Annotated in this window: 11 protein-coding genes; 8 read left to right on the forward strand and 3 right to left on the reverse strand. The window is 57.6% G+C overall.

Annotated features, from left to right (window positions below; all coding sequences use genetic code 11):
* Positions 1-86: 86 nt before the first annotated feature.
* From L881_RS0103625 to L881_RS0103655, 7 genes are all read left to right on the forward strand, one after another.
* On the forward strand, positions 87-836 hold the full coding sequence (locus L881_RS0103625) for a GntR family transcriptional regulator (RefSeq protein WP_025732359.1): 750 nt from the start codon (positions 87-89) through the stop codon (positions 834-836).
* A gap of 45 nt (positions 837-881) precedes the next feature.
* Positions 882-2,366, forward strand: coding sequence for a UbiD family decarboxylase (locus L881_RS0103630; RefSeq protein WP_025732360.1), 1,485 nt, complete (start codon positions 882-884; stop codon positions 2,364-2,366).
* A gap of 223 nt (positions 2,367-2,589) precedes the next feature.
* On the forward strand, positions 2,590-2,889 hold the full coding sequence (locus tag L881_RS13720) for an EexN family lipoprotein (protein ID WP_156926486.1): 300 nt from the start codon (positions 2,590-2,592) through the stop codon (positions 2,887-2,889).
* A 129-nt stretch (positions 2,890-3,018) separates the two neighbouring features.
* Positions 3,019-3,654: a 2-dehydro-3-deoxy-6-phosphogalactonate aldolase gene (locus L881_RS0103640; RefSeq protein ID WP_025732362.1), complete on the forward strand. Its 636-nt coding sequence runs from the start codon at positions 3,019-3,021 to the stop codon at positions 3,652-3,654.
* A gap of 58 nt (positions 3,655-3,712) precedes the next feature.
* Complete coding sequence (dgoD, locus tag L881_RS0103645; protein ID WP_025732363.1) at positions 3,713-4,861, forward strand: galactonate dehydratase; 1,149 nt, start codon at positions 3,713-3,715, stop codon at positions 4,859-4,861.
* A 14-nt stretch (positions 4,862-4,875) separates the two neighbouring features.
* On the forward strand, positions 4,876-5,808 hold the full coding sequence (locus L881_RS0103650) for a 2-dehydro-3-deoxygalactonokinase (RefSeq protein ID WP_025732364.1): 933 nt from the start codon (positions 4,876-4,878) through the stop codon (positions 5,806-5,808).
* A gap of 124 nt (positions 5,809-5,932) precedes the next feature.
* The gene (locus L881_RS0103655) at positions 5,933-6,892 is read left to right on the forward strand and encodes a Gfo/Idh/MocA family protein (protein ID WP_025732365.1); all 960 of its coding nucleotides are present in this window, start codon (positions 5,933-5,935) and stop codon (positions 6,890-6,892) included.
* Positions 6,893-6,978: 86 nt separating this feature from the next.
* On the opposite strand, the gene L881_RS12765 is transcribed toward L881_RS0103655, so the two are convergent.
* Positions 6,979-7,509: a glycine zipper 2TM domain-containing protein gene (locus L881_RS12765; protein WP_034578296.1), complete on the reverse strand. Its 531-nt coding sequence runs from the start codon at positions 7,507-7,509 to the stop codon at positions 6,979-6,981.
* Positions 7,510-7,986: 477 nt separating this feature from the next.
* On the opposite strand from L881_RS12765, the gene L881_RS0103670 reads away from it, so the two are divergent.
* Positions 7,987-10,392, forward strand: a complete 2,406-nt coding sequence (locus tag L881_RS0103670; RefSeq protein ID WP_025732366.1) for a glucose/quinate/shikimate family membrane-bound PQQ-dependent dehydrogenase — start codon at positions 7,987-7,989, stop codon at positions 10,390-10,392.
* A gap of 129 nt (positions 10,393-10,521) precedes the next feature.
* On the opposite strand, the gene L881_RS12770 is transcribed toward L881_RS0103670, so the two are convergent.
* Together L881_RS12770 and L881_RS12775 are read right to left on the reverse strand one after the other, a co-directional pair.
* Positions 10,522-11,076 (reverse strand): enolase C-terminal domain-like protein, encoded by a 555-nt coding sequence (locus L881_RS12770; protein ID WP_281172166.1) that lies wholly within the window; start codon positions 11,074-11,076, stop codon positions 10,522-10,524.
* Between the two features lie 12 nt (positions 11,077-11,088).
* Positions 11,089-11,435: integrase core domain-containing protein (locus L881_RS12775; RefSeq protein WP_034578539.1), on the reverse strand; the 347-nt coding region annotated here is incomplete at its 5' end.

Genomic DNA, 11,435 nt, shown 5'->3' on the forward strand with positions numbered 1-11,435 from the left:
TGGCAGCGCCTTAGCGAGGGTCGCAGGGTACGGAGCAGGCTTCATGCCGCACCGTAAACATCATCTCCCTGGATACACGGCAAACAATGACCGACAAATCACGTGCTACAGCGAATCGAAACACACGCACCGACAGTTCACCGCCACCACGCGCTGACAAAAAGGTACAGCTTGAAGAAACCCTGAAACGACGCATCGTCAGCATGGAGATCGCGCCCGGTGCAGTGGTCGATGAAATTTCACTCAGTCAGGAATTCGGTCTCTCTCGACCGCCAGTACGCGAAACCATGAGAGCACTCGCGGCACAGGGCTATATCGTGCTGGAAGCCAACCGGGCAGCGAGAGCAGCCCCGATGAACTATCAGTCGCTGCGCAGCTTTTTTTTGGCGGCACCGATGATCTACGTGGCAATTTCCCAGCTGGCAGCAACGCACGGCACCGCTGAAGATATCGAAGAGCTGCGACGCATACAGGCGCTGTTCCGGCAGGCCATCGACACCAGAGATACCGCCTCGCGCGTCTACTACAACAATCAGTTCCATTATTTTATTGGCACGATGTCGCGCAATGACTACCTGCTGGCCAGTCTGAACCGGTTGCTGATCGACCACGCCAGGCTAGCGCAGAATTTTTATCTTTCGCCTGCGGTGGATGAAGTACGCAAGGACATGCTGACCGCAGCGGATCAGCACGACGAGATTATCGAAGCGCTCGAACAGCGTGATGTCGAGAAAGTGGAGCGCACCGTGCTGACCCACTGGCATCTATCACGGCAGCGCATGACCGATTACGTCATTCCGGATGGCGTACAGGTAGCGCTGTATCCCAACGAGTAGGCAGCACATTTGGCTTGCTCGTTTCACTACCAGCAAGGAAATGGCATGACGCATTTCAAGGACCTCAGAAGCTATCTCTGCGCACTCAATGACATTGGCGACCTTGAGAGAATAACGCGCGAAGTGGATGGAGACCTCGAACCAGGTGCCATCACTCGTCGCAGCTACGAAACCGACGCGCCTGCGCCGTTGATGGAAAATATTCGTGGCAATGCCCTGGGCTGCCGAATTCTTGGCGCTCCGGCGGGGCGCTCATACGTCAAGACAAGGCCCTATGCGCGTGTTGCCCTCTCGCTGGGGCTGCCCGCAACAGCGACTATTCCGGAAATCATCGACACGCTGATCCAGACCCGCGCCCTGCCCGGCAAGAAACCGGTCCTGGTCGATGCAGACAATGCTCCCTGCCGCCAGAACATCCTGCGCGGCGATGATGCCACGCTGGACAGCTTTGCGATCCCCTTCGCCCATGACAGCGACGGCGGCCGCTATGCCAATACCTGGGGCACCTTGATCGTAAAATCTCCTGATGGTCAGTGGATCAACTGGTCCATTGCGCGCGTCATGAAGATAGACTGCAAGCGCATGACCGGTCTGATCGTGCCCAGCCAGCACATTGGTCAGATCTGGCAACAGTGGGTCGAACTGGGCCAGCCCATGCCGTATGCCATGGTGCAGGGCACCGCACCGGCCATCGCCTGTGCTTCCGGTATTCCGCTGCCTGCTGGAGTAGATGAAGCCGACTACGTGGGAGCACTATGGGGCGAGCCAATCGAAGTGGTGAAGGCGCTAAGCGTGGATCTCGAAGTACCGGCGCAAGCAGAAGTGGTGGTCGAGGGGCATGTCTCGATCACCCGCGATGCAGAAGAAGGCCCTTACGGTGAATATTCCGGCTACCTGGGCACCAAATCGTCGCCTCAGCCCACCTTCAGCGTCGAGGTCATCAGCCATCGTGACCAGCCGATCTGGCCGCTGGTGGTTGCCGGACGGCCTACCGATGAATCCCATACCCTGTGGGCGATGGGCATGACAGCCGAAGCCATTTCCCTGATGCGTGAAGCCGGTTTGCCGATTACTGCGGCATGGATTCCCGAAGAGTCTGCCGTACATTGGCTGGTGGTTTCAGTGCCCAACAACTGGCGGGAGCTGCTTCCCGATACCTCAAGCGAAGAGCTGGCCCAGCGGATCGGTGAAATCGTGTTCCGTGCCAACTCACTGATCTTCATTCCACGCATCTACCTGGTCGATGACGATATCGACCCCACTTGCCTGAAGGATGTGGTCTGGGCAATCGCCACCCGCGTGCATCCAGAACGGCGGCGCATCGTGTTCAGTGAAGAGCGTGTCATTCCGCTACTGCATTGCTATGACGCCGATGAATACGCCGCAGGCAAGGGCGCCAAGATCGTCTACGATACGCTACAGCCACCCATCGGCGAGGGCCGCCTGCCGCACGCCTCTTTCGAGCAGGGCTATCCCGCGGCGCTGCGTCAGCAAGTGATTGATCATTGGCCCAACGCTACTGACCAGTAATCTGCCCCAAGGAGCACGACCATTCAAACACCCCGCCCTTTCCTTGCGCGGGGCGTTTGAGCCACGGCGATGCTCCATCTTTCCAAACCTTGCTGCCGGTAGTGGCGACTACTGGCAGGCCCACCGCTTTGCTGGTATCCGGCTCCCTACACCTTCGGTTGATATACGTGCCCGCCTTATCGTGTTACCAATAAATAACAACAAAGGGATACTGCTGCTTACCATGACCGATTACCTTGCCATTGTTTTCACCGCTCTTCTCTTTCTGCTTTTCAGCACGACCTACGCCATCGCTCAGGAACCTGCCCACACCACCGCCTGGTATGAAGCCCACACCCAAGCTGCCAAGGCTCAGTACCAATTGTGCATGAAGCGTGTGAACAAGCGTCTCGACAGTGGCCATGACCCCATCGACGTTTCCGCCATTTGGACACGCGGCGAATGCAAGCAAGTGGCGCAAGCCATCCATCGCTACAAAATGACGCGCCGGGAAGTTCGGCAGGACAGCGTCTCCATAGATTAAGCACCGTGTCTCCATCATTCCCCCAAGGCATTGATACGCTGTTGCGTTACCATAACAGCGCCCTTCAACATGTCATTTTGACCATTCAACGCTGGCACTTCTCTGTCGGCTCACAAGGAGAAGCTCCCCATGGCCCTCCCCGCTTTCGATAACGCTCTGAACGAACGCCCTCTCGTCGCCATTTTGCGTGGGATCACTCCTGACGAAATAGATGCCGCTGCCGATGCGCTGGTAGAGGCAGGCTTCGCCATGATCGAGGTACCGCTTAACTCGCCGCAACCGTTTACGTCCATTGAGCGGCTGGTCAAGCGTCTTCCTGATGAGGTGGTAGTCGGTGCAGGCACGGTGCTGGATACCGAGTCGGTACAGCGTCTTGCCGATATGGGCGCCAAACTTCTCGTGACCCCCAACTTCGATGCGGAAGTACTCGCCGCCGCGGTTGCGCATGATATGCAGGCTTTGATCGGCTGCCTGACTCCCAGTGAAGCCTTTGCCGCTCTCAAGGGCGGAGCGCGGGCGGTCAAGCTGTTTCCCGCAGCTCGCATGGGAACCGGTTATCTCAAGGATATCAAGTCGGTACTTCCCCGCGATGCCCGCGTCATGGCGGTCGGTGGCGTTAACCTCGATAACATGGAAGAGTGGGTAGAGGCCGGTATTGATGGCTTTGGCTACGGCAGCCACCTCTATACCCCGGGCACCTCTGCCGACACCCTCGGTCAAAGGGCCAAAGCATTGGTAGAACGCTGGCAGCATCTGCACCGTTAACGCTACGTCAACACGCAAAAACAACGGCCCCGCCTTTCCCGTCTACAAGGAGATACCATTGAAGATTACCCGGATAAAAACCTGGCAAGTACCGCCCCGTTGGCTGTTCATGAAGATTGAAACCGATGCCGGCATCCATGGCTGGGGCGAGCCTGTCGTGGAAGGTCGCTCCTCTACCGTTGAAGCCGCCGTGCATGAATTGAGCGACTATCTGATCGGTGAAGATCCACGCCAGATCGAGCGGCTTTTCAGCGTGCTCTATCGTGCAGGCTTTTATCGCGGCGGCCCGATTTTGATGAGTGCAATTGCGGGTATCGACCAGGCGCTTTGGGATATCAAGGGGCGCGATCTCGGTGTACCGGTGCATCAGCTTTTGGGCGGCGCGGTACGCGACAAAATGCGCATGTACGCCTGGACCGGTGGGGATCGTCCTGAAGATGTCGGCAGAGGTGCCGCCAGGCTCAAGGAGCACGGCTTCACAGCGTTCAAGATGAATGGCACTGCCGAAATGCAGATCGTGGACAGCCACGCAAAAATTGATGCTGCCGTCGCACGAGTGGCGGAAGCGCGCGAGGCGGTGGGGCCTGAGATGGGGATCGGCATCGACTTCCACGGGCGAGTTCACCGCCCCATGGCGAAGGCGCTATTGCGCGAGCTTGAGCCGTTCCATCCCATGTTTGTCGAAGAACCCCTGCTGCCGGAGCATCTCCCTGCCCTCAAGCATGTGGCCGCCAATCTTGGCTACCCGATTGCCACCGGCGAGCGTCTACACACGCGCTATCAGTTCCGCGATCTGCTGGCCGAGGGCATGGTCGATATTGTGCAGCCCGACCTCTCCCATTGCGGCGGTATTTCCGAGGTGTTCAAGGTAGCCAACCTGGCATCGTGCCACGATGTGGCTCTGGCCCCCCACGCGCCGCTGGGGCCGATCAACCTTGCTGCTTCCCTGCAACTGGATGCCGTAGCCGAAAATGCCTTCATTCAAGAGCAGAGCATGGGCATTCACTACAACAAGGGCAACGATGTCCTCGACTATCTGGTGGACCCATCCGTGCTCACCATCAATGATGGATTCTGCACCATTCCACAGGGGCCGGGGCTGGGCATCGAGATCAACGAAGCCTATGTGGAAGAGCGCTCGAAAGTGGCTGAACGCTGGCACAATCCGGTCTGGCGTCATGACGATGGCAGCACCGCCGAGTGGTAAACGGAGATCGAGTCATGAGCGAACAGCTTATTGTGGTGGATTGGGGCACCAGCAACTTCCGCGCCTATCTGATCGACCGTCACAGCGGCGCCATTGTCGATGAAAGGGCCACGCCGCACGGCATGCGTTCGCTCCAGTCGGCGCAGTTTCCCGACTACTGTGCCGATGCCCTGAAGGGCTGGCGCAGCGAAGCGCAGCCGGTGCCTGTCTATATGGCCGGTATGGTCGGTGCAAAACGCGGCTGGGCCGAAAGCCCGCAATTATCACTGCCGGTCGGGCTAAATGAGCTGTGCCACCAGATGATCGCCGCGCCGAACTTTACCAGCGGCTGGATTCTGCCCGGCGTCAAAATCATCGACACGGGCGAAGCAGAACTGGTCGATGTGATGCGTGGCGAAGAGATTCAGCTCTTTGGTGCGCTGGCGCTGGCTGACAATCCCGCCGAGCTGCACTGCTGTCTGCCGGGCACCCACAGCAAGTGGGCGCGCATCAGAAACGGGCAGCTGGAGCGTTTTACTACCGCCATGACCGGCGAGCTGTATCAGGCGGTGATGGAGCACACCTTGCCGGGTGAACCGGCGCAGCCGGACGCGCCCTTTGACGACAACGCCTTCCAGTTGGGCATGCGGCGTGTAGCGGCCGATGGCGGGGTGTTGCATGCCCTGTTCGAAGCCCGCAGTCGCTATCTTTATGCAGGGCTTGGCCCAGAAGCCATCTCCAGCTTTATTTCCGGCGTACTGATTGGCGAAGAGGTGCAGCGCATGGCCGCCTGTTGGGAGACGCCTGCCCACCTGCACCTGATCGGCTCACACACATTAATGGCCCCCTATACCACTGCGTTGGCGCAATGTGGCATTGAGGTCACTCACATATCCGCACGCGACGCTACTCTAGCCGGTGTACGCGCCCTGGCCCAGAACCATCTGTCTGAGCAGGGGCCGCATTGACGGAATCACCGCAACCACACCGCACCATCACCACCGGTGACAGGAGCGGCGTTTGCGCTACGCTGTTATACGCCGAGGAAGGTAGCCATCCGACGCCTGTTTTTGGGCCTCGTGAGGAGCAGAGATGAGCAGCATCAAGATAGCATTGGTAGGCATCGGCAAGATCGCCATTGACCAGCATTTGCCAGCACTGGCGCACAATGCCGACTTCGAGCTGGTGGCACTGGTCAGCCGGTCGATTGCTGAGCAGCAGGAGATACTTGAGCGTTACCCGCAGGCGCGCCCCTTCCACGATATGGATGAGCTACTTGCCAGCGGCATCGCCGTCGATGCGGTGTCACTGTGCGTGCCCCCCACCGTGCGCTACTCACTGGCGGTTCAAGCGCTGGAAGCCGGACTTGATGTTCTGCTCGAAAAACCGCCGGGGCGCGGGGTTGCTGAAGTAGAGAGTCTGCGGAAAATAGCGGAAAAGCAGCAGCGCACCCTGTTTGCCAGTTGGCACTCCCGACATGCAGAGCAGGTGGAAAACGCGCGTGTATGGCTGGCCGACAAGACGCCGCGTGCGATGACCATCGAGTGGCGTGAAGATGTACGTTTCTGGCATCCCGAGCAGGAGTGGGTATGGGAAGCAGGTGGCATGGGGGTATTTGACCCAGCCATCAACGCCTTTTCGATTGCCACCCTGCTGCTGCCGGAAGGTTTTTACTTCACCGAAGCGCAGCTGGATATTCCCGGCAATCGCCAGCAGCCTATCGCTGCCACGCTCAAGGGAGCGCTTTCCGGCACCCACGGCGGTAGTGTTGAAGTGACACTGGACTGGCAAAAAACTGGTGACCCGCTGTGGCAGATCGACATTACGACCGATCAAGGCGTGATGACACTGGAGGAAGGTGGCGCTCACCTTGTGATAGATGGCAAGCGCGCTGACGGAAGCGCCTCTCCCGGCGAATACCCGGGGCTATATCAGCACTTCGCGGAACTGGTGAAGCGCAACGTCCTGGATGTCGATGCCCGACCGCTGACGCTGGTCGCCGATGCACTGATGATGGGCAATCGCCGTGAAGTGGCCGAGTTCCACTGGTAAGTATCGGTTGGCCCGCCATTGGCGGGCAGCCGCTACCGAAACGGTAACTTCATTCAGGGCTTACTGAACGACTTCACTGAACGACTTTACTGAACAACATCGACACCTTCCGCTACCTGCACCTGATCCCCCGGCTTATGGTCCATGCGCGTGGTCTTCGTGGTGCCTTTATAGGAGTATGTCACGTCGTAGCCGACAACCTTGCTGCTGCTTTTCTGCTCCGTGGTACAACGCTGCACCGTACGCTGCTCGGTCGCACCGTCATGGCGTGACTGCTCCAGCCGGTTACCCGCATAACCGCCCCCTACAGCGCCTGCCGCCGTGGCGATCTTGCGCCCGGAACCACCGCCCACCAGATGCCCGACTGCCCCACCGGCCACCGCACCAATGGCAGTACCAGCGATATTGTGCGGATCGCCATTATGGACAGGCTGATTGACCACCACATCACGACATACCTGATGCGGCGTCGTCACGGATTCCGTCACAGGCTTGACGTTAGTGACCTTGGCATACTGAGGGCCATCGTCATGGGACTGCTTGTCACAAGCAGCAAGACAAGTAGCCAGAATTGCCGCCATACCTACTGCACCTGAACGAGAGACGAACTTTCTCATTAATCACCTTCGAATTCTTAAAAACATGACCCCAGAATACTCCCGTAAGTTAAAAAACAGTGTTTTAAAAGAGCACCTGTATCGTAAAAATTTGTAACGCCACTATGATAGGTGGCCTGTGACGCGGCTTAAAGCGCAGCAACAGGCACCAAGCGGGTGAACGTATTGGCAGCAAAGGCAACACCGTTACCTTCGCCGGCTTCGAGCCAGCTTAATCCAAGCGGAATAAACACCGTCGATGCGTAGACTTCTCTCGCCGCTCTTTCCTTTTGCGCTCGCCACGCTCACTATCGGCCTGCGCTGGACACAAGAGGCATAACGCCCTACCGCGTGATCGGCACAAGACTATCGTGGCAGCAACCGGGGTCATGGCATCTCTTTGCGGACTTTTCTGCGACATGCCCACTTTTGTGGAGAGTTTTGTGGGTAGTTACGCACTATCGCCCGACATACTGATACAGGTGAATGGAACACATAATGGATAAACAGAAACGGATATCCACTACCGCCACCCTGGTGGTCATGGTGGTGGGGATAGCAATAGCAGTATTAGGGGGCGCCTTAGCGGTAGGCGGTGTCCGCCTGGCAACGCTGGGAGGCTCCTGGTACTTCCTGATCGGCGGCGTTGTGATGACTATCGCCGGCCTCTTTATTGCCTGGCGCAAGCGTGCAGGTGCCTGGCTTTACGCCCTCTTTTATGCAGGAACGATTATCTGGGCGCTGGTCGATGTCGGGTGGAATTACTGGCCGCTGCTCTCACGGCTCTTCATGTTCGGGGTGATCGCGCTGGTAGTTACGCTGATCTATCCGCTTCTGGCGAAGGCTGCGGGACGCTCGGCCAGCCGGGTATTCTGGGGAATCGCGCTGCTGCTGTTGATCGGTCTTGTGTGGGCCGCGGCGGGCATGTTCTCCCTTCACGCGCCGGTCACTGCCAGCGGCAATGATGCCGATCTCACCAAAGTCGATCCTGAACATGCGCAGAAAGACTGGCAGCATTATGGCAATAGTGCGGGCGGTAGCCGCTTTGCAGCGCTGGATCAGATCAACCGGAACAATGTGAAGTCGCTGAAAACAGCCTGGACCTATCACACCGGCGATGTTGCCGAGAGCGATGGCAATGGCGCGGAAGATCAGTTAACGCCGCTGCAAGTAGGTAACAAGGTATTTATTTGTACGCCGCACAATAACCTGATCGCTCTTGATGCGGATTCCGGCAAGGAAATCTGGCGCAACGATATCAATGCCCATTCCCAGGTGTGGCAGCGCTGCCGTGGCATGGCCTATTTTGATGCCACGCAGCAGAGTGCCCAGCCTGGTCCATCCAACAGTTCTGCTGATCTCGTACCCGCCGGTACGGTATGCCAGCGCCGCCTGATGACCAATACCATTGATGCTCGTTTGATCGCAGTAGATGCCGATACCGGCCAATTCTGCCCCGATTTCGGCAACAACGGACAAGTGAATCTGAAAGAAGGCATGGGGAACGCTCCTGATCCTCAGCTTCAGATGACCTCACCGCCGCTGATGGCAGGCACCACGGTGGTAGTGGGTGGGCGTGTCGCCGACAACGTGAATACGGATATGCCTGGCGGCGTGATTCGTGGCTTTGACGTCATCAGCGGCGAAATGCGCTGGGCGTTTGACCCCGGTAATCCTGATGACAAGCAGGCTCCTGCCGAGGGCAAAAGCTACGTGCGCAGTACGCCCAATAGCTGGGCGCCCATGTCCTACGATGCCGCAAGCAACACCGTCTTCCTGCCGATGGGCAGTCCTTCCACTGACCTCTACGGGGTCGAACGTACCGCGCAGGATCATCGGTTTGGTGCCTCGATTACCGCACTGGATGCGACTTCCGGCAACGTAAAATGGGTGTTCCAGACAGTCCATAATGACCTCTGGGACTACGACATTCCGATGCAGCCTACGCTAACGGATTTCCCCACGGAAGCAGGCAACAAGGTACCTGCCGTCATTTTTGGTACCAAGGCCGGACAGATTTACGTACTTGATCGCGCCACCGGCAAACCACTGACGGATGTCAAAGAAGTTCAGGTAAAAGGCGCGGATATTCCGAATGAACCTTATTCCAAAACGCAGCCAAAATCGGTGGGCATGCCGCAGATTGGCGCACAGACACTCACCGAGTCGGATATGTGGGGCGCAACTCCTTACGACCAGTTGATGTGCCGCATATCCTTCAAGGAGATGCGCTACGACGGCCTGTTTACCGCCCCCGGCACCGATAAGTCACTCGCCTTCCCCGGCTCTCTCGGCGGCATGAACTGGGGCGGTATCTCCACCGATCCAGTGAATGACTATATCTTCGTCAATGACATGCGTTTGGGTCTCTGGGTCAAGATGATCCCCTCCGACAACCGGGGAGCCGCGGCCAGCGGTGGCGAATCGGTGAATACGGGCATGGGCGCCGTTCCGCTGATGGGAACGCCCTACGCCGTCGACAAGAACCGCTTCACCTCCATTCTTGGCACACCGTGTCAGGCACCGCCCTACGGCACCATGACGGCAATTGACCTGAAAACCCGCAAGATCGCCTGGCAGGTTCCCGTAGGCACCCTTGAAGATACCGGCCCCTTCGGGCTGGCCATGCACCTGCCCATTCCCATCGGCCTACCGACGCTGGGCGGCTCTCTGGCAACCCAGGGAGGGCTGGTGTTCTTCGCAGGCTCCCAGGACTTTTACCTGCGCGCCTTCGACTCCAGCACTGGCAAGGTGCTATGGAAAGCGCGTATGCCAGTAGGCAGCCAGGGCGGCCCCATGACGTATGTTTCGCCGAAAACCGGCAAGCAATACATTCTGGTAACAGCAGGCGGCGCTCGCCAGAGTGCCAAACGCGGCGACGACGTGATTGCGTATAGTCTTTAGACCCGCAAGCTAACGTCGAAAGCCCCATCTCGCCCGATAAAAAGGGAGATGGGGCTTTTTTATCGGAGCATGTTCAAGGAGGAGGATTTGGTGGGTGTGAACTGCCTTTTATTGCCTGGATGTCATTGATCAGAAACGAGGGCTTTCACCGCTCCACTCTGGTTTATAGAGCCGCATCTGGCGTGCATCATCACGACTACGAATATCAATATCCAGGAACTGCTGATGCAGTTTTTCCAGTTGTTCATGATCCAGTTCAACGCCCAGACCTGACCTGGAGAAGTCGATGGCGACACTGCCATCAACTATCGGCAGCTTACCACCTGCCACCACCTCTTCATCGTCATTAACCCATGGATAGTGGGTATCACACGCATATGTCACGTTGGGAATAGAAGCAGCCACATGCGTCATTGCCATCAGGCTAATGCCTAAATGCGAGTTGCTGTGCATGGAAATACCTAAACCAAAGGTATCGCAAATACGGGCCAGCACCTGAGTATCGCGCAGACCGCCCCAGTAGTGATGATCAGAAAGTACCGTCTGTACGCTGTTTAGCTCGATGCTGCGGCGCAATTGATCAAAATCGGTCACCACCATATTGGTCGCTAGATTGAGGCCGGTAATCCGATGAAGCTCTGCCATGCCCTCAAGCCCGGGAGTGGGATCTTCATAATATTCCAGGCACTGTAGTGGTCAAGTGCTTTTGGCCACCGAGCTTTGAGCATTCCAGTAGTTCTTTTCTGCCAAATTCGGCGGTATCCCATCGTTATGCTTGTGCGGCCGGAGGCTGCTGTAGTAACCGATCATATAATCAGTGACAGATCGCTTCGCCGCAGCAACATCGGGATAGCCGATCTCTGGTATCCATTCCGTTTTCAGGATTCTGAAGAAGCGCTCTGTTGGGGCATTGTCCCAGCAATTGCCACGGCGACTGAGACTCAGTGTCATTCGGTAGCGCCAGAGCATCTGCCGGAATGCCCGGCTGGTGTACTGGCAACCCTGATCCGAATGAAACAGGATATTCCGTGGCTCTCCACGCG

Origin of the sequence: Carnimonas nigrificans ATCC BAA-78, from assembly GCF_000526695.1 — a bacterium.
GTDB lineage: Bacteria > Pseudomonadota > Gammaproteobacteria > Pseudomonadales > Halomonadaceae > Carnimonas > Carnimonas nigrificans.

Excerpts from the sequence above, each read along its gene's own strand:
- L881_RS0103630 (WP_025732360.1), top strand. The coding sequence starts at position 882 with ATGACGCATTTCAAGGACCTCAGAAGCTATCTCTGCGCACTCAATGAC.
- L881_RS0103655 (WP_025732365.1), top strand. The coding sequence starts at position 5,933 with ATGAGCAGCATCAAGATAGCATTGGTAGGCATCGGCAAGATCGCCATT.
- L881_RS0103625 (WP_025732359.1), top strand. The coding sequence starts at position 87 with ATGACCGACAAATCACGTGCTACAGCGAATCGAAACACACGCACCGAC.
- L881_RS0103650 (WP_025732364.1), top strand. The coding sequence starts at position 4,876 with ATGAGCGAACAGCTTATTGTGGTGGATTGGGGCACCAGCAACTTCCGC.
- L881_RS13720 (WP_156926486.1), top strand. The coding sequence starts at position 2,590 with ATGACCGATTACCTTGCCATTGTTTTCACCGCTCTTCTCTTTCTGCTT.
- L881_RS0103640 (WP_025732362.1), top strand. The coding sequence starts at position 3,019 with ATGGCCCTCCCCGCTTTCGATAACGCTCTGAACGAACGCCCTCTCGTC.
- L881_RS12765 (WP_034578296.1), bottom strand. The coding sequence starts at position 7,509 with ATGAGAAAGTTCGTCTCTCGTTCAGGTGCAGTAGGTATGGCGGCAATT.
- L881_RS0103670 (WP_025732366.1), top strand. The coding sequence starts at position 7,987 with ATGGATAAACAGAAACGGATATCCACTACCGCCACCCTGGTGGTCATG.